Below are 18,260 nucleotides of genomic sequence, written 5' to 3' on the forward strand. Positions count from 1 at the left end.
ATGTCCGACCGCTCCGACCCGACGCACGCGATCTGGCAGAAGGTGCTGTCCGCCCTCACCGCGGACGACCGCATCACGCCGCAGCTGCACGGCTTCATCAGCCTGGTCGAGCCGAAGGGCGTGATGACCGGCACCCTCTACCTCGAGGTGCCCAACGACCTGACCCGCGGGATGCTCGAGCAGCGCATCCGCGTCCCCCTCCTCAACGCCATCGGCTCGCTCGACGAGGCGGCCGGCGTGAGCAACTTCGCCATCGTGGTCAACCCCGAGATCGCGCAGGACGCCTTCGCCCAGCACCCCGAGCCGGCCGCCGAGCAGCCCTACATCGAGACGCCGACCATCACCGCGCCCACGGACAACCCCGGGCTGCCCGCGTCGCCGTCCCGCGGCGACTCCCGCCTCAACCCGAAGTACGGCTTCGACACCTTCGTCATCGGCGGATCCAACCGCTTCGCCCACGCAGCAGCGGTCGCGGTCGCCGAGGCGCCCGCCAAGGCCTACAACCCCCTCTTCATCTACGGGGACTCCGGGTTGGGCAAGACCCACCTGCTCCACGCGATCGGGCACTACGCCATCAGCCTCTACCCGGGCATCCGCGTGCGGTACGTGAGCTCCGAGGAGTTCACGAACGACTTCATCAACTCGATCGCGAACAACCGCTCATCGCTGTTCCAGTCGCGCTACCGCGACAACGACATCCTCCTGATCGACGACATCCAGTTCCTCCAGGGCAAGGACTCCACCCAGGAGGCCTTCTTCCACACCTTCAACACGCTGCACGACCACAACAAGCAGGTGGTCATCACGAGCGACCTGCCCCCGAAGCACCTCACGGGCTTCGAGGACCGGATGCGCTCGCGCTTCGAGTGGGGCCTGATCACCGACGTGCAGGCGCCGGACCTCGAGACCCGCATCGCGATCCTGCGGAAGAAGGCCCAGAGCGAGAAGCTGCAGGTGCCGGACGACATCCTCGAGTACATGGCCACGAAGGTCACCTCGAACATCCGCGAGCTCGAGGGCACGCTCATCCGCGTCACGGCCTTCGCGAGCCTCAACAAGACGCCGGTCGACCTCGCGCTCGTGCAGACGGTGCTCAAGGACCTCATCACGCTCGACGAGGACAACGTCATCGCGCCGGTCGACATCATCAACCACACCGCTGCCTACTTCAAGCTGACCGTCGACGACCTGTACGGCTCGTCGCGCTCGCAGGCGGTCGCCACGGCCCGGCAGATCGCCATGTACCTGTGCCGGGAGCTGACGAACCTCTCGCTGCCGAAGATCGGCCAGCTGTTCGGCAACCGCGACCACACCACGGTCATGTACGCGAACAAGAAGATCACCGAGCTCATGAAGGAGCGTCGGTCCATCTACAACCAGGTCACGGAGCTCACGAGCCGGATCAAGCAGAACCACCGCTACGGCAAGATGTGACGCCGTGCGCTCGCGCCCCGGGGCTGTGAGCGGAGCACGACGGGGGAGAAGGGGTCGGACCAGGGGTCCGGCCCCTTCTGCTGTCTCCGGTGCCCCAAGTCGGTGCGATGGGCGTCCACCGTGCCGCCGAGGAAGCCTCGACGAGGACGATCCCGACGCTCGGACGCGCTGGCCGGACGCCCGAGGGTCTCCGATGCGGGTCAGAGAGGTCGTTCCCCACAGTGTGCACAGAGTGTGGATAACTGTGGAGAACCGCCGGACGCGATGTGGGTTCGCGGAGGTCGCCTGTGGAACGGGCTCCGTCGCCAGGAGGTCGTTCCGCCGAGTCCCCAGGCCGCTCCACACGCGTCCCACAACTTCCAGACGTGTAGTTCCCCCTCGATGACCGGGACTCCGGGAGTTGTCCACAGATTCCACAGCGGTTAAGACTATTGATCCTTAAACCCTTCATTGGATGTCGCCCAAGAACCTCAGGGTGTGGAGGGATCGACGGTCGTGGAGGCCCCCGTCGGCACGGCTAGCATTGACCGACAAATCTTCCGCTCATCGAGGGGTCCACAACGTGAAGTTCCAAGTCAACAGGGACGTCTTCAGCGAGGCGGTGTCCTTCGCCGTCAAGCTGCTGCCCCAGCGCACGACCCTCCCGATCCTCAGCGGTGTGCTCATCGAGGCGACCGAGGACGGGCTGATGCTGTCGTCGTTCGACTACGAGGTCTCGGCGCGCACGCAGATCCAGGCGGACATCGAGGAGGCCGGTCGCGTGCTCGTCTCCGGTCGCCTGCTGGCCGACATCGCCAACCGGCTGCCGAACGCGCCGGTGCGCTTCACGACCGAGGACTCGAAGATCTCCGTCTCGTGCGGATCCGCCCACTTCACGCTGCTGAGCATGCCCGTCGAGGAGTACCCGACCCTGCCGCAGATCTCCGAGCAGTCCGGCCTCCTGCCGGCCGAGCATTTCGCGGCGGCCGTGTCGCAGGTCGCCGTCGCCGCCTCGCGCGACGACGTGACCCCCGTCATCACCGGCGTGCAGCTCGAGGTGGGGGAGACCAGCCTCGGCCTCATCGCGACCGACCGCTACCGCGTCGCGGTGCGGGAGATCGACTGGGACGGCGGCGACTCCACGACGGACGGCGCCAGCCGGACCGCCCTCGTGCCCGCGCGCACGCTGCAGGAGATCGGCAAGACGTTCGGCCACAGCGGCACGATCTCGGTGGCCATCACCGATACCGACGACCGCCAGCTCATCGCCTTCAGCGCCGACCGGAAGACGGTCACGTCGCTGCTCATCCGCGGCAACTTCCCGCCCGTCAAGCGCCTCTTCCCCGAGACGGTCGACAACTACGCGGTCATCAACACCGCCGACCTCATCGAGGCCACGCGGCGCGTGCAGCTCGTCCTCGAGCGCGAGGCGGCCCTGCGCTTCACCTTCACCATCGACGGCCTCACCCTGGAGGCCATCGGCTCCGAGCACGCGCAGGCATCGGAGAGCATCGACGCCCTCCTCACCGGCGTGGACACCGTGGTCTCGCTCAAGCCGCAGTTCCTGCTGGACGGCCTCGGCGCCGTCCACTCCGAGTTCGTCCGCCTGTCGTTCACGAAGACGGACAACCCCAACAAGCCCGGTCCCGTGCTGATCACCAGTCAGTCGTCGAAGGACCAGGCTGGAGCAGACAACTACCGGTACCTGCTGCAGCCGAACCTGCTGCTGCGCTAGACCGCGATCAAGGAGAGAACATGCACATCGGACTCGTCGGACTCGGCAAGATGGGCGCTCGCATGCGCGCGCGCCTCGAGAAGAACGGCATCGAGGTGACCGGCTACGACACCAACCCGGATGTCTCCGACGTGGCCACGCTCGAGGACCTGGCGGCGGCGCTGCCCACCCCGCGCCTGGTCTGGGTCATGGTGCCCGCGGGCAAGGTGACGCAGAACGTCGTGGGCGACCTCGCTCGCATCCTCGAGCCGGGCGACCTCGTCATCGACGGCGGCAACTCCAAGTTCACCGACGACTTCGCCCACGCGGGCCTGCTCAAGGACAAGGGCATCGATTTCGTCGACGCCGGCGTCTCGGGCGGCGTCTGGGGCCTCGAGAACGGCTACGGCCTCATGGTCGGCGGCCCCGCCGAGCAGGTCCAGCGCGCGATGCCCGTCTTCGACGCGCTGCGTCCCGAGGGTCCTCGCGAGGAGGGCTTCGTCCACGTCGGCGACTCCGGCGCCGGGCACTACGCGAAGATGGTCCACAACGGCATCGAGTACGCGATGATGCAGTCGTTCGCGGAGGGCTACGAGCTCCTCGCTGCTCGCACGGACATCATCAAGGACGTCACCGGCACGTTCGAGGCGTGGCAGCGCGGCACGGTCGTGCGCTCCTGGCTGCTCGAGCTGCTGGTCAAGGCGCTCAAGGAGGACCCGGGCTTCGCCGACATCGAGGGCTTCGTGCAGGACTCGGGCGAGGGCCGCTGGACGATCGAGGAGGCGCTCGACAACGCCGTCCCGATGCCCGCCATCAGCGCGTCGATCTTCGCGCGCTTCTCCTCCCGCCAGGAGGACTCGCCGGCCATGAAGGCCGTCGCGGCGCTGCGCAACCAGTTCGGCGGCCACTCGGTGCAGAAGAAGTCCTGACCACCGGATGATCGTCCGTCACCTCTCCCTGGGTGACTTCCGCAACTACACCCGCGCGGACGTCGAGCTCCTGCCCGGGGCGACCCTCTTCGTGGGGAGCAACGGGCAGGGCAAGACGAACCTGGTGGAGGCGCTGGGCTTCCTGAGCACGCTCGGGTCGCACCGCGTCTCCACCGACCAGGCGCTGATCCGCCAGGGGGCGGAGTCCGCCGTGATCCGGGCGCTGCTGCAGCACGCGGGTCGCGAGCTCCGGGTCGAGGTGCAGATCAACCGCTCGGCGGCGAACCGCGCGCAGGTCAACAGCACGCCGACGAAGCCGCGCGAGCTCCCGCGGTACTTCTCGAGCGTGCTGTTCGCGCCGGAGGACCTCGCGCTCGTGCGCGGCGATCCGTCCGGTCGGCGCCGGCTGCTCGACCAGCTGCTCGTGCTCCGCACCCCGCGCCTGGCGGGCGTCCTCTCGGACTACGAGCGGGCGCTCAAACAGCGCAACACCCTGCTGAAGTCCGCTCGCGCGCGGGGGATGAAGGCCGACTTGCTCGGGACCCTCGACATCTGGGATGAGCGGCTGGTGTCCATCGGCTCGCAGATCATCGCGGCGCGCGGAGCACTCGTGGAAGCCTTGCAGCCGGAGCTGGCGCGCGCCTACCTGGCGGTGGCGGGATCCGACCACGGCCCGTCGGCGCGACCGGAGCTCAGCATCCTCGCCGACGACCCGGGGGAGGACGACGGGGCAGACGAGTCCGGCGCTCGCGACGGCGCGCGGTTCACGCGGACCGAGGACGTGGTCCCGGTGTTCGCCGCCGCCATCGCGCGGATGCGCCCCCGCGAGCTGGAGCGCGGCCTCACCCTGGTGGGCCCCCACCGCGACGACGTGCTGTTCCGCCTCAACGGGTTACCCGCGAAGGGCTACGCCAGCCACGGGGAGTCGTGGTCGTTCGCCCTCGCCATCAAGCTCGCCTCGGCGGAGCTGCTGCGACGCGACTCGCAGACGGGGGACCCGGTCCTCATCCTCGACGACGTGTTCGCCGAGCTCGACCAGGCCCGGCGCGGCCGCCTCGCGGAGGCCGTCACCGGGTTCGAGCAGGTGCTCATCACCGCCGCCGTGTTCGAGGACGTGCCCGCGCACCTGGCGGCGAACGCGGTGCACATCCGGGCAGGCGAGATCGTGGAGGCGCCGAACCCGGTGACGTCAGCCGACGAGGACGGGGGAGGGGCGTGATCCCCCGTGCTCCCGACGGCGGCCCGATGCCGGAGTCCGAGGCGGTCGCCGTCTACCGACGATTCCGCCGGGTGTTCGGCGACGCGTCGGTGCGCTCGCCCTCCGCACGGAAGCGCCGCGAGCAGAAGGCCGGCAGCTCGCCCTTCCAGCCCGGGCGGGATCCGGACTCCCTCGGGAACGTCATGGATTCGCTCACATCGCGGATGGGGTGGACCTCGTCCCTCTCGCAGGCCGAGCTCATGGCCGCGTGGACCACCATCGCCGGCGAGGAGACCGCCGTGCACTCCTCTCCCGTCGGCATCGAGGACGGCCTGCTCACCGTCGAGTGCGAGTCCACGGCGTGGGCGACGCAGCTCCGGTTGATGCGCGTGGAGATCACGACGCGCATCGCCGAGCGCTTCCCCGACGCGGGCATCCGGTCGATCCGCTTCCAGGGGCCCAACGCCCCGTCCTGGAAAAAGGGTCCCAGGTCGATCCCAGGGCGGGGTCCGCGCGATACCTACGGCTAGGGAGGCGAATCACCTCACCCCCGGCGCGAAAACGCGTCAGCGGGCCGGATAGGCGGTGCGGAGCCTACTCCTGCGATAGAATGAGGGGTCGCCCGCAGCCAAGGGACGACGGTCGGCGGATCACCTCGTGATCGGCGCGCGACCGCCGTCGGGCAGGGGCGCGTCGACGCGGCAGGAGCCACCACCCCATGACATCGGATGCCTCTCAGGACCTCCCCGACGACTCCACCCCTGACGAGGTGGAGGTCGAGGAGACGCACAACGACTCCGACCACATCACGCGCCAGCAGGTGAGCAACGACTACGGCGCCAACGAGATCCAGGTGCTCGAGGGCCTGGAGGCCGTGCGCAAGCGGCCCGGCATGTACATCGGGTCCACCGGACCCCGCGGCCTGCACCACCTGGTGAGCGAGATCGTCGACAACTCGGTCGACGAGGCCCTCGCCGGCTACGCCAGCGACATCCAGGTCACCATGCGCCGTGACGGCGGCATCCGCGTCGTCGACGACGGCCGCGGGATCCCGGTCGACATCCACCCCGTCGAGGGCATCTCCACCGTCGAGCTCGTGCTCACGAAGCTGCACGCCGGCGGCAAGTTCGGCGGCGGCGGGTACGCGGTGTCGGGCGGACTGCACGGCGTCGGCAGCTCCGTGGTCAACGCGCTGTCGGAGCGCCTCGACGTCGAGGTGCGTCGCCAGGGCGCCGTCTGGCGCCAGAGCTTCACCATCGGCGTGCCGGACGCGCCGCTGGAGAAGGGCGAGGGATCCACCGAGACCGGCACCACCATCACCTTCTGGCCGAGCCGCGAGATCTTCGAGACCGTCGAGTTCGACTACGACACGCTCCGCGCGCGCTTCCAGCAGATGGCGTTCCTCAACAAGGGCCTCGCGCTCACGCTCCACGACGAGCGCTCGGGCGACCCCGCGGAGCACCGCACCGAGAAGTTCCTCTACGAGCGGGGCCTCGTCGACTACGTCGAGCACCTCGTGAAGGCGAAGAAGACCGAGGTCGTCAACGCCGACGTCATCGCCTTCGAGTCCGAGGACACGGTCAAGAAGATCAGCCTCGAGGTCGCGATGCAGTGGACCACCTCCTACACGGAGAGCGTCCACACCTACGCGAACACCATCAACACGCACGAGGGCGGCACGCACGAGGAGGGGTTCCGCGCGGCGCTCACCACGCTGGTGAACCGCTACGCGCGGGAGAACAAGCTGCTCCGCGAGAAGGACGAGAACCTCACGGGCGACGACGTCCGCGAGGGCCTCACCGCCGTCATCTCCGTGAAGCTCGGCGAGCCGCAGTTCGAGGGCCAGACGAAGACGAAGCTCGGCAACACGGAGGCGAAGGCCTACGTCCAGCGCATCGTCGGCCAGCAGCTCGGCGACTGGCTCGAGAAGAACCCGTCGCAGGCGAAGGACATCATCCGCAAGGGCATGCAGGCGTCCCAGGCGCGGCTCGCCGCGCGCAAGGCGCGCGAGCAGACCCGACGCAAGGGCCTGCTCGAGTCGGGCGGCATGCCCGGCAAGCTCAAGGACTGCCAGAGCAAGGACCCGGCGCTCTCCGAGGTCTTCCTGGTCGAGGGCGACTCGGCCGGCGGATCCGCGGTGCAGGGCCGGAACCCCACGACGCAGGCGATCCTGCCGCTGCGGGGCAAGATCCTCAACGTGGAGAAGGCCCGCCTCGACCGCGCGCTGCAGAACAACGAGGTGCAGTCCATGATCACCGCGTTCGGCGCGGGCATCGGCGAGGACTTCAACGCCGAGAAGGTCAGGTACCACAAGATCGTGCTGATGGCCGACGCGGACGTCGACGGCCAGCACATCACGACCCTGCTGCTCACCCTGCTGTTCCGCTACATGCGGCCGCTCATCGAGCTCGGCTACGTGTACCTCGCGCAGCCGCCGCTGTACCGGCTCAAGTGGTCGAACGCCGACCACCAGTACGTCTACACGGACGCCGAGCGCGACGCGCTGCTGGCGCACGGGCAGGCGAACGGCAAGCGGATCCCGAAGGACAACGGCATCCAGCGCTACAAGGGCCTCGGCGAGATGGACTACAAGGAGCTGTGGGAGACCACCATGGATCCCGCCACGCGCACGCTCATGCAGGTCACCCTCGACGACGCGGCCGGGGCGGACGAGGTCTTCTCGACGCTGATGGGCGAGGACGTCGAGTCGCGACGCAGCTTCATCCAGCGCAACGCCAAGGACGTCCGGTTCCTCGACATCTGATCGGCCGCGCGGCGGCCCGGCCCGATCCCGGCCGCCGCCCCGCATCGACTCCACGCTCCATCGACATCTGAACGGGACCTCCATGGCCGACGACAACACTCCGGACGACGAGCAGGGCACGGGGGCGACCCCGGACGACGAGCAGGCATCGTCCACCGACGACGCGCTCCCCCAGGAGGGCGTGACGCCGGCGTCCTCCGCCGCCGCGGCTTCCGACTCCCTGCCGGGCGCCATCATCGACCCCGACGCCACGGTCGTGGTCACGCACGACCGCATCGAGCAGGTCGACCTCCAGCTCGAGATGCAGCGCTCGTTCCTCGACTACGCCATGAGCGTCATCGTGCAGCGCGCACTCCCCGAGGTGCGGGACGGCTTGAAGCCCGTCCACCGCCGCGTGATCTACGCCATGTACGACGGCGGGTACCGCCCCGACCGCTCGTTCTTCAAGTCGGCCCGCGTGGTCGGCGAGGTCATGGGCCAGTTCCACCCGCACGGCGACTCCTCCATCTACGACGCGCTGGTGCGCCTCGTGCAGCCGTGGAGCCTGCGCTACCCGCTCGCGCTCGGCCAGGGCAACTTCGGCTCCGCCGGCAACGACGGCGCGGCCGCCCCCCGGTACACCGAGACCAAGATGGCCCCGCTCGCCATGGAGATGGTCCGGGACATCACCGAGGACACCGTCGACTTCCAGGACAACTACGACGGTCGCACGCTCGAGCCGAAGATCCTGCCGTCGCGCTTCCCGAACCTGCTGGTCAACGGATCCGTCGGCATCGCGGTCGGCATGGCCACCAACATCCCGCCGCACAACCTCCGCGAGGTCGCCGCCGGCGCCCAGTGGCTGCTCGCGCACCCGGACGCGAACCGGGAGGAGCTGCTCGAGGCGCTCCTCGAGCGGATCAAGGGCCCCGACTTCCCCACGGGCGCGCAGGTGCTCGGCACCAAGGGCATCATCGACGCGTACCGGACGGGCCGCGGGTCCATCACGATGCGCGCCGTGGTCGCGGTCGAGGAGATCCAGGGGCGCGTGTGCCTCGTGGTCACCGAGCTGCCGTACCAGGTCAACCCCGACAACCTGGCCATCAAGATCGCCGAGCTCGTGAAGGACGGCAAGCTCGGCGGCGTCGCCGACATCCGCGACGAGACCTCGGGCCGCACCGGCCAGCGCCTCGTCATCGTGCTGAAGCGCGACGCGGTCGCGAAGGTCGTGCTGAACAACCTCTACAAGCACACGCAGCTGCAGGAGAACTTCGGCGCGAACATGCTCGCGATCGTCGACGGGATCCCGCGCACGCTCGCGCTCGACGGCTTCATCTCCGCGTGGGTCGACCACCAGATCGACGTCATCGTGCGCCGCACGCAGTACCGGCTCAACGAGGCCGAGGCGCGCGCCCACATCCTGCGCGGCTACCTCAAGGCGCTCGACGCCCTCGACGAGGTCATCGCCCTCATCCGCCGGTCTGAGACGGTCGAGGTCGCGCGCAGCGGGCTGATGAAGCTGCTCGACATCGACGAGCTCCAGGCCAACGCCATCCTCGAGATGCAGCTGCGCCGCCTCGCGGCGCTCGAGCGCCAGAAGATCCAGGACCAGGCGGCCGAGCTCGAGGAGCGCATCGCCGAGTACAAGCACATCCTGGCGACGCCGTCCGTGCAGCGCGAGATCATCAGCACCGAGCTGCAGGAGATCACCGACAAGTACGGCGACGACCGGCGCACGGAGATCATGCTCGGCTTCGACGGCGACATGAGCATGGAGGACCTCATCCCCGAGGAGGAGATGGTGGTCACGGTCACGCGCGGCGGGTACATCAAGCGCACGCGCATCGACAACTACCGCAGCCAGCACCGCGGCGGCAAGGGCGTCCGCGGCGCGCAGCTCCGGGCCGACGACGTGGTCGAGCACTTCTTCGTCACCACGACGCACCACTGGCTCCTCTTCCTCACGGACAAGGGCCGCGTCTACCGCGCCAAGGCGTACGAGCTGCAGGAGGCCGGCCGCGACGCCAAGGGCCAGCACGTCGCCAACCTGCTCGCCATGCAGCCCGACGAGGAGATCCAGCAGGTCCTCGACATCCGCGACTACCAGGTGGCGCAGTACCTCGTGCTCGCGACCCGCGACGGTCTGATGAAGAAGACGGCCCTCACGGAGTACGACACGAACCGCACGGGCGGCATCATCGCGATCAACCTCCGCGACGGCGATGCGCTCGTGTCGGCGCTGCTCGTGGACGAGGACGACGACCTGCTGCTCGTGTCGCGCAAGGGCATGTCGCTGCGGTTCTCCGCCGACAACTCCGCCCTCCGGCCCATGGGTCGCTCGACCTCGGGCGTGAAGGGCATGACGTTCCGCGGGGACGACACGCTGCTCAGCGCCTCCGTCGTCGGCGAGCAGGGCTTCGTCTTCGTGGTCACCGAGGGCGGCTTCGCCAAGCGCACCGCGGCGGACCAGTACCGCGTGCAGAACCGCGGCGGCATGGGCATCAAGGTGGCCAAGCTGCAGGATGCCCGCGGCGACCTCGCCGGCGCGCTGATCGTGGGCGAGGACGACGAGATCCTCGTCGTGCTCGCCAGCGGCAAGGTGGTACGCTCTGCGGTGGCCGAGGTCCCGGCGAAGGGCAGAGACACCATGGGTGTCGTGTTCGCCCGTTTCGCGGACGACGACAGGATCATCTCACTGGCCAAGAACTCCGAACGCAACCTGGTGGTCCCCGAAGCTGCGCCCGACGCGTCCGACGGTACCGCTGCTGGGAAGGGAACACCCGATGAGTAGTGTCGCCGAGAAGCTCGCGAAGAAGTCGTCGCGAGCGACAACCACCAAGCAGGTGCGTCTCAAGCTCGTGTACGTCGACTTCTGGTCGGCGCTCAAGCTCGCCTTCCTCTTCTCCGTCGTGCTCGGCGTCATCACGGTCGTGGCCACGTTCCTCATCTACGTCGTGCTGCAGACCACGAACGTGTTCGGCACGGTGGACCAGCTGTTCCAGGAGGTCTCCGGATCCGCGGACTTCTCCCTGCAGGACGTGTTCGGTCTCGGCCAGGTGCTCGGCTTCGCCATCGTGGTGGCCGTGCTCAACATCGTCGTCGGCACCGTCCTCGGTGCCGTCGCCGCGCTGCTGTACAACCTCAGCGTGCGCATCACGGGCGGTGTCCTCGTCGGCTTCACCAACGCGTAGCCGATTGGGAGAAACGGGCAGGCGTACGGTAACGTAGTCCTGCCCGATGGGGATATAGCTCAGTTGGTTAGAGCGCTTCACTGATAATGAAGAGGTCCCAGGTTCAAATCCTGGTATCCCCACCAACACCCCCGGATCCGCGTGATCCGGGGGCCTGGCGGGAATCGAGTCGGCCGATCGCACCGCGTCGCGGGTCTCGCCGTTCGGGGTCATAGCTCAATTGGTAGAGCGCCTGCTTTGCAAGCAGGAGGTCCGGGGTTCGATTCCCCGTGACTCCACATCTCGCCGGGTCCTCTCCGAGCCGGCGCTCCTCGCCGCTGCATCCAGCCTCTCCTCCCTGCGCCGTCACAACCGGCGGACGTCGTCGATGCAGGATGGCGGACAGCCGTCATGGTGCCCGGCGACGACGAAGGCCCGGACACCTCTCGGTGTCCGGGCCTTCCTGCGATCGCGGTCGATCGAGGTGCGGTGATCAGCTCGCGGGCTGGTCCTTCGCGGTCCCGTCGACGGCCTCGGGCTCGTCATCGGCGATCCAGAGGTCGTCGTCGGCGCGGAACGTCTGGTACAGCGCGTAGCCGACGCCGCCGACGACCACGACGCCGAGGGCGATGAGGGCGACTCCGCCGAAGCCGAGCCCCTTCTTCGCCGGCGCGGCCTGGGGGACGTAGCGCCCCACGTAGGAGCGGCCGTTGTCGACGTAGTGCTTGCCGAACTCCTGCGCCTTCGAGGAGACCTGGCCGGCCTTCTTGACGGCGTCCTTGACCTGCTTGCTGTTGCGGATGCCCTCGGTCGCGGCGACGGCGGAACCCGCGGCGCCGGCGACGGCCGGGAGGACCGTGTGGGTGAGGCCCTTGTAGGCGGAGTCCGCGGCGGTGCGCACGCGCTCCGCGCCCGCCTCGTAGCCGGGACGGATGTGGTCGTCGACGCCGCGCTTGACGGCGGGGACGACGTGCTGGTCGGAGAGCTTGCGGGCGGTGTGCGCGGCCTCGGCCACGACGACGTTGGCCCGGTCGAGGACCTCGCGCTGCTCCTTGAGGACGGCGGCCGCGTGGGTGCGGAGCTTCGCCAACTCCTTCTTGTTCTTGCGTGACAGACCCAAGGGGGACCTCCATCGGTGTGATATCGCCAGGATCTTCAGTCTGGCACGGGTGCCACTGCGGGCAAACACGACGAACCCTGTGCGTCCGCCGAGTCCCAGCTCCGCCGTGAGACCATTGCTCCATGTCTGCGCACACTCACGTCGCCACCATGACGACCAACCACGGCACCATCGTCCTCAACCTCTTCGGGTCGCACGCGCCCCAGACCGTCGAGAACTTCGTCGGCCTCGCCACCGGCGAGAAGGAGTGGACCCACCCCCAGACCGGCAAGAAGTCGAACGACCCGCTGTACGACGGCGTCGTCTTCCACCGCATCATCAAGGACTTCATGCTCCAGGGCGGCGACCCGCTCGGCCAGGGCACCGGCGGCCCCGGCTTCCAGTTCGACGACGAGATCAGCCGCGACCTCGACTTCTCGAAGCCCTACATCCTGGCCATGGCGAACGCCGGCACCCAGGGCGGCCGCGGCACGAACGGCTCGCAGTTCTTCATCACCACGGCGCCCACCACCTGGCTCCAGGGCAAGCACACGATCTTCGGCGAGGTGGCCGACGACGCGTCCAAGAAGGTCGTCGACGCGCTCAACGCCGTCCCGACCGACGGCCGCGACCGTCCCCGCGAGGACGTCGTGATCGAGAGCGTCACCGTCGAGAAGGTCTGATGACCGATTCACCCCGTACGGCGGCCGACCGCTGCTACCGGCACCCCGACCGGCAGAGCTTCGTGCTGTGCCAGCGATGCGGGCGGACCATCTGCCCCGAGTGCCAGACGCCGGCCGCCGTCGGGGTGATCTGCCCGGAGGACATGAAGGAGCAGCGCCGCACCGCTCCTCGCACCCGGGCCCCGTTCGTCACGCGGATGACGCGGAGCTCCGCGCCCGTCGTGACCTACGCGATCATGGCCGTCTGCGCCGTGGTCTGGATCCTGCAGGTCTTGCCCCTTGTAGGGGACCTCGTCACCACGTCGCTGTGGTTCGCGCCGGTCTACGGCAGCCTCGCGTCGGGTGACTACGAGCCGTGGCGGATGCTCACGAGCGCCTTCACGCACTCGCCGTCGAGCATCCTCCACATCGTGCTCAACATGCTCTCCGTCTTCGTCTTCGGCCGCGTCCTCGAGCCCATGCTCGGACGCGCCCGCTTCCTCGCCCTCTTCCTGGTCTCCGCGCTCGGCGGCTCGCTCGGCGTGGAGCTCATCGGCGCCGCCATGGGCGAGCCGCTGCAGGCCGTCGTGGGCGCCTCCGGCGCGATCTTCGGGCTGATGGGCGGCTACTTCGTGCTCGCGCGGAAGCTCGGCGGGAACGTCGGACCGCTGCTCGGCGTCATCGTGCTCAACCTCCTCCTCGGCTTCGTCATCCAGGGCGTCTCCTGGCAGGCGCACGTCGGCGGTCTGGTGACGGGCGCCGTCGTCGCCCTCGTGCTCCTGCGCACGCGCGCCGAACGGCAGCGCGGCGCGCAGATCGGCGCGCTCGTCGGGCTCGCGGTCGGGATCCTCGCCGTGGCGGCGTTCGTCCCCGTCACCCTCTAGGCCCTCGGGGCTCCCAGCGCGATCGTCCCGTCCGGGACGTCGTCGTCGTGCCCGCTCGCCCGTCCTGCTGCGGCTCCCCCGTGGGGCGCGGGGTTATCCACAGGCCCCTCCACAGTGGGGATAGTTACACGCGTGTGATTACGGCGGCGACCGTCGCCCGGAGGATCCGGCCCATGTCGCGTGAGTGACGACCGGACGCCCGTGCTGATGCCCATCGGCGTGTAACCCACGCAGCGCCTGCCGGAAGACGATCGCGGCGTCTGTGTTCTCCACATGTGGGGATGCTTCTCCACAGGCCGTCTGTGGACAACGGCTCGCGCGGGGGAGTGGTCGGGGATGCAGAAGAGCCCGCCACCGGTGACGGTGACGGGCTCTCGTGGTCGACACTGGGGTCAGCGCCACCTGGTGGTCATGAGGAAGCCGACCAGGATGAGGCCGAAGCCGATGAGGATGTTGCCGACGCCGAGGTCGGGGATGGGGAACGCGTTGAGGCTGACGTAGTACACGATGAGCCAGGCGAGGCCCACGAGCATGAAGCCGAACATGATGGGCTTGAACCACACGGGGTTCGGGGCGTCCTCGTCGCGCACGCGTTCCTGGCGGGAGGGTCTCGTCGTCTTGTCGCGGGCCATGCGGTGATTCTAGCGGGAGCCTCCTCCACCGGTCCCGGGAGACTGCCCGCATCCACGGGCCCTCGCGCGGGGTGGAGCGTGCATTCGCGCCACCTACAATCGGCACATGACCCCACAGGATCCCGCCCCCTCACGCCGCGCCCTGCGGCGCCGCGGCAGGCGCGACGGACTCCTGCTCGGCGCGGTCGGGGTGCTGGGCGAGCTGCTCCTCACGGCGGGCGTCCTCATCATGCTGTTCCTGGGCTGGCAGCTCTGGTTCAACGACATCGTTGTCAGCAGCGGCCAGCGCGACCAGGCGCTGGAGAACAGCCGCAGCTGGGCCACGGCGGCACCCCAGGTCGAGGCCTCGCCCGACCCGGCGGCCTCGCCGGCGGCTCCGGCGGCGGCGGGCGAGCCCGTCGTCACCGCCGCCCCCGCCTCGAACGCCACCGACTTCGGCAACATCTACATCCCGCGGTTCGGCCCCGACTACGTGGTGCCCGTCGCCACGGGTGTCGGCTTGGGCGACGTGCTCAACCTGGGCAAGATCGGCCACTACCGGGAGACGCAGATGCCCGGCGAGGTGGGGAACTTCGCGGTCGCGGCGCACCGCACGACGTACGGGAAGCCGTTCAACCAGATCACCGATCTGCGCGTCGGGGACGCCATCGTCGTCGAGACGCAGGACGGCTGGTACACGTACCGCTTCCGTACACTCGAGTACGTGAAGCCCACCGGAGTCGACGTGCTCAACGAGGTGCCGCAGGCGCCCGATGCGCAGGCCGGGGATCGGATCCTCACGATGACGAGCTGCAACCCGCTGTTCTCGGCCGCCGAGCGCGTGGTCGCCTACAGCGTCTTCGAGTCGTGGCAGCCGCGGTCGGACGCGTCCACTCCCGCCGCCCTCGCGGGCACGTCGTTCGCGAAGGCGGGCTGACCGTGTACGCGGCGCTCTGGCGCATCCTGCCCGGACCGGCATGGATCCGCCTGCTCATCGTCCTCGTCCTCGTCGCGGTGATCCTCTACTCCCTCGTCACCTGGGTCTTCCCCTGGGTCGACTCCATCGTCAACACCCAGGAAGTCACGGTGCACCAGTGACCCGCGTCCTCGTCATCGACAACTACGACAGCTTCGTCTACACGCTCAACGGGTATCTCCAGCAGCTCGGCGCAGAGACGACCGTGATGCGCAACGACGACCACGCGGATGCCGACATGGCCGGAGTGATCTCGGAGTACGACGCCGTCCTCGTGTCCCCCGGGCCGGGCAAGCCCTCGGAGGCCGGGGTCTCCATACCCACCGTCACGGCGGCGCTCTCGTCCGGCACGCCGCTGCTCGGCGTCTGCCTGGGGCATCAGGCGATCGCCGAGGCCTTCGGCGCCACGGTGACGAACGCCGAGGAGCTGATGCACGGCAAGACGTCGCTGGTCACCCACGACGACGGGGAGTTCTACCTCGGCGTCCCGCAGCCCTTCACGGCCACGCGCTACCACTCGCTCGCCGTCGTGGACGGTACCGTCCCCTCGGACCTCGTGGTCACGTCGCGGACAGAGGGCGGGGTCATCATGGGGCTGCGCCACGAGGCCGCCCCGATCGTCGGCGTGCAGTTCCACCCGGAGTCGGTGCTCACCGAGGGTGGCTACCGCATGCTGGGCAACTGGCTCGAGGGTGCGGGGCTCACGGGGGCTCGCGAGACGTCCTCACGGCTGTCGCCGCTCGTCCGCGTCGCCTGAGTCGGTACGCCCGAGCCTTCCGGCCGGTGACGCGGGCGACCGCGGGTCGCATCGTCGGCCTCGAGCACGAGCGAGCCCGACGTCGAGGGCAGGGCTGCGGATCACGATCCGTCACACGCCGGCGCATCTGGACGCCGCGTCCGGCCTCGCCGTCCCCGGGCGCTCAACGCGTCCTGGGCGGAAGCCGGACCGGGCGCACCGAGATGCCGAGGCCTGCGCTGGATGCGGTGCAGCGGCCCATGACGTCGGCGCGGGCCGCGGGCACGAGCCCTCGTCGCGGAGGGAGCGGAGATGCCCCGAGGGATCAGCCGGCGGTGGGAGACGGCGCGGGGGTCGGGGCGGTGGGCGTGCTGCGCACGGCGCCCGTGCAGTAGGTCAGCGCGACGGTGGAGCGCTGCGCGACGTCGCCCGGGGGCACGGACTGCTGGCTCACCGGGGATCCGTCGGCGCGCGTGCAGGACGGATCGCGACGCGTGGTGACGACGAGCTCGGACGACTCGAGGAGGGTCTGCGCATCGGCCAGCGGCTGGCCGAGCACGTCGGGGAGGGTGACCTTGCCGTTGCTGAGGACGAGCTTCACCGCGGATCCCTCGTCGACGGACGTGGCGGCGGCGGGCTCGGACTGCATGACGACGCCGTCCGGCACCGTCGGGGACGACTGGCGGACGACCTCGCCCACCGCGAGACCCGCGGCCTCCAGGCTCGCCGTGGCGGTGCCCTCGTCCATGTTGGCGATGTTGGGGACCTGCACCTCCGGCGGACCCGAGGAGACGAATACGTCGATCTCGGTCTTCGAGGCGACGTTCTCGCCGGCGTCCGGATCGGTGCGGAGCACGAGGCCCTCCTCGACGGCGGTGCTCGGCTCCATGCGCTCGAGGGGGACGAGGTCCGCCTCCTCGAGGGCCGCCGCGGCGCTCTCGTACGTGCTGCCGGCGACCTCGGGGACCGTGGGGCTGATGTCCGGCGGGCCGATGCTGCTGAGGTTCGTGACCCAGATGACCACGGCGATGAGGATGACGACGACGACGGTGACGCCCGCCCAGATCCAGGGGACCGGCGGGCGGCTCTGCGTGCGGACGGTGCGGTCGTCGTCGACGCCGAGCTGGCGGAGCGCCTGCTGGGAGGAGGACGGGCCGGCCGGGGCGCCGAAGAGCGTGGCGCCGACGTCGTTCGTCGGCGCCTCGCGCACGGCGAGGGTGCCGGCGGCGGCGCTGTCGAGGTCGCCGCGGAAGTCGCCCGCGGTCTGGAAGCGGGCGTAGCGGTCCTTCGCCATGGCGTGGAGGACGACCTGGTCGAGCTGCGGGGACACGTGCTCCTGCACAGAGCTCGGCGCGACCGGGGTCTCGCTGACGTGCTGGTAAGCGACGGCGACGGCGGTGTCGGCGCGGAACGGCGCCTGGCCGGTGAGCATCTCGAAGAGCACGACGCCGGCGGAGTAGAGGTCGGTGCGGGCGTCCACCGACTCGCCCTTGGCCTGCTCGGGGGAGAAGTAGCGGGCGGTGCCGAGGATGGCCGTGGTCTGCGCGATGGTGGCCGAGGTGTCGGAGACCGCGCGCGCGATGCCGAAGTCCATGACCTTCACCTGGCCGGTGGGCGTGACCATGATGTTGCCGGGCTTGATGTCGCGGTGCACGACGCCGGCGCGGTGCGAGTACTCGAGCGCGGTGAGCACGCCGCGCATGATGCGGACCGCCTCGTCGGGATCGAGCGGGCCGTCGACGATGACGTCCTTCAGCAGGCGGCCCTCGACGCGCTCCATGACGATGAACGGCACCGTGTGGGTCGCGCCGTCCTGGTCGGTGACGACGTCCTCGCCGGCGTCGAAGACGCGGACGATGGTGGGGTGCGACATGCGCGCGGCGGCCTGGGCCTCCTGGCGGAAGCGGCTGCGGAAGGCCGGATCCTCGGCGAGGCCGCGGCGGAGAACCTTGACGGCGACCCGGCGGCCGAGGCGGGAGTCGACGCCCTCGAACACGTCCGCCATGCCCCCGCGACCCAGCAGCGCCCCGACCTCGTAGCGGCCGCCCAGCACACGCGCGTCGGTCACGGACAGCCTCTCGTCGGGATCGGGATTCGGACGGGGACGAGCTTACCGGGGCGGCGC

Annotated in this window: 16 protein-coding genes and 2 tRNA genes; 15 read left to right on the plus strand and 3 right to left on the minus strand. The window is 69.5% G+C overall.

What is annotated here, in order from left to right:
• The 10 genes from dnaA to H9X71_RS00050 all read left to right on the plus strand — a co-directional run bounded on the left by dnaA (position 1) and on the right by H9X71_RS00050 (position 11,466).
• The gene (gene dnaA / locus H9X71_RS00005; RefSeq protein ID WP_053773242.1) at positions 1–1,434 is read left to right on the plus strand and encodes a chromosomal replication initiator protein DnaA; all 1,434 of its coding nucleotides are present in this window, start codon (positions 1–3) and stop codon (positions 1,432–1,434) included.
• Positions 1,435–1,996: 562 nt separating this feature from the next.
• Entirely contained in the window at positions 1,997–3,148 is a 1,152-nt protein-coding gene (dnaN, locus tag H9X71_RS00010) for a DNA polymerase III subunit beta (protein ID WP_191147749.1), read from the plus strand.
• 20 nt (positions 3,149–3,168) lie between these two features.
• A complete protein-coding gene (gene gnd / locus H9X71_RS00015) occupies positions 3,169–4,056 on the plus strand; it encodes a phosphogluconate dehydrogenase (NAD(+)-dependent, decarboxylating) (protein ID WP_191147750.1) in 888 nt (295 codons plus the stop codon).
• A 7-nt stretch (positions 4,057–4,063) separates the two neighbouring features.
• Positions 4,064–5,275 (plus strand): DNA replication/repair protein RecF, encoded by a 1,212-nt coding sequence (gene recF / locus H9X71_RS00020; protein ID WP_191147751.1) that lies wholly within the window; start codon positions 4,064–4,066, stop codon positions 5,273–5,275.
• Positions 5,272–5,784: a DciA family protein gene (locus tag H9X71_RS00025; RefSeq protein WP_012297501.1), complete on the plus strand. Its 513-nt coding sequence runs from the start codon at positions 5,272–5,274 to the stop codon at positions 5,782–5,784. The genes recF and H9X71_RS00025 overlap by 4 nt, the downstream gene beginning before the upstream one ends.
• A gap of 188 nt (positions 5,785–5,972) precedes the next feature.
• Positions 5,973–8,018, plus strand: a complete 2,046-nt coding sequence (gyrB, locus tag H9X71_RS00030) for a DNA topoisomerase (ATP-hydrolyzing) subunit B (RefSeq protein WP_244961667.1) — start codon at positions 5,973–5,975, stop codon at positions 8,016–8,018.
• An 82-nt stretch (positions 8,019–8,100) separates the two neighbouring features.
• Positions 8,101–10,788, plus strand: coding sequence for a DNA gyrase subunit A (gyrA, locus tag H9X71_RS00035; RefSeq protein ID WP_191147752.1), 2,688 nt, complete (start codon positions 8,101–8,103; stop codon positions 10,786–10,788).
• Positions 10,781–11,188, plus strand: a complete 408-nt coding sequence (locus H9X71_RS00040) for a DUF3566 domain-containing protein (protein ID WP_094127053.1) — start codon at positions 10,781–10,783, stop codon at positions 11,186–11,188. The genes gyrA and H9X71_RS00040 overlap by 8 nt, the downstream gene beginning before the upstream one ends.
• A 48-nt stretch (positions 11,189–11,236) precedes the next feature.
• Positions 11,237–11,313 (plus strand) — tRNA-Ile (locus tag H9X71_RS00045).
• An 80-nt stretch (positions 11,314–11,393) separates the two neighbouring features.
• Positions 11,394–11,466 (plus strand) — tRNA-Ala (locus H9X71_RS00050).
• A gap of 194 nt (positions 11,467–11,660) precedes the next feature.
• Here the strand turns inward: H9X71_RS00050 and H9X71_RS00055 are convergent.
• Positions 11,661–12,287, minus strand: a complete 627-nt coding sequence (locus H9X71_RS00055; RefSeq protein ID WP_236006373.1) for a hypothetical protein — start codon at positions 12,285–12,287, stop codon at positions 11,661–11,663.
• 122 nt (positions 12,288–12,409) lie between these two features.
• Between H9X71_RS00055 and H9X71_RS00060 the strand changes: the two genes are divergently transcribed.
• Both H9X71_RS00060 and H9X71_RS00065 read left to right on the plus strand, forming a co-directional pair.
• Positions 12,410–12,949, plus strand: coding sequence for a peptidylprolyl isomerase (locus H9X71_RS00060; RefSeq protein ID WP_191147753.1), 540 nt, complete (start codon positions 12,410–12,412; stop codon positions 12,947–12,949).
• Positions 12,949–13,812 (plus strand): rhomboid family intramembrane serine protease, encoded by an 864-nt coding sequence (locus H9X71_RS00065; RefSeq protein WP_191147754.1) that lies wholly within the window; start codon positions 12,949–12,951, stop codon positions 13,810–13,812. The genes H9X71_RS00060 and H9X71_RS00065 overlap by 1 nt, the downstream gene beginning before the upstream one ends.
• 392 nt (positions 13,813–14,204) lie before the next feature.
• Here the strand turns inward: H9X71_RS00065 and H9X71_RS00070 are convergent, their stop codons facing one another.
• On the minus strand, positions 14,205–14,444 hold the full coding sequence (locus H9X71_RS00070) for a cell division protein CrgA (RefSeq protein ID WP_015488825.1): 240 nt from the start codon (positions 14,442–14,444) through the stop codon (positions 14,205–14,207).
• Between the two features lie 106 nt (positions 14,445–14,550).
• Here H9X71_RS00070 and H9X71_RS00075 point away from each other — a divergent pair, with 106 nt between their 5' ends.
• The 3 genes from H9X71_RS00075 to H9X71_RS00085 are packed head-to-tail and all read left to right on the plus strand — an operon-like array spanning position 14,551 to position 16,156.
• The gene (locus H9X71_RS00075) at positions 14,551–15,360 is read left to right on the plus strand and encodes a class E sortase (RefSeq protein WP_191147755.1); all 810 of its coding nucleotides are present in this window, start codon (positions 14,551–14,553) and stop codon (positions 15,358–15,360) included.
• 2 nt (positions 15,361–15,362) lie between these two features.
• Positions 15,363–15,521 (plus strand): hypothetical protein, encoded by a 159-nt coding sequence (locus H9X71_RS00080; RefSeq protein ID WP_191147756.1) that lies wholly within the window; start codon positions 15,363–15,365, stop codon positions 15,519–15,521.
• Positions 15,518–16,156 carry an anthranilate synthase component II gene (locus tag H9X71_RS00085; RefSeq protein WP_191147757.1) on the plus strand — a complete coding sequence of 213 codons (639 nt, stop codon included), beginning with the start codon at positions 15,518–15,520 and terminating at the stop codon, positions 16,154–16,156. The genes H9X71_RS00080 and H9X71_RS00085 overlap by 4 nt, the downstream gene beginning before the upstream one ends.
• 304 nt (positions 16,157–16,460) lie before the next feature.
• On the opposite strand, the gene pknB is transcribed toward H9X71_RS00085, so the two are convergent.
• Entirely contained in the window at positions 16,461–18,203 is a 1,743-nt protein-coding gene (gene pknB, locus H9X71_RS00090) for a Stk1 family PASTA domain-containing Ser/Thr kinase (protein WP_191147758.1), read from the minus strand.
• Between the last annotated feature and the right edge of the window lie 57 nt (positions 18,204–18,260).

The organism is Clavibacter zhangzhiyongii, from assembly GCF_014775655.1.
Taxonomy (GTDB): domain Bacteria; phylum Actinomycetota; class Actinomycetes; order Actinomycetales; family Microbacteriaceae; genus Clavibacter; species Clavibacter zhangzhiyongii.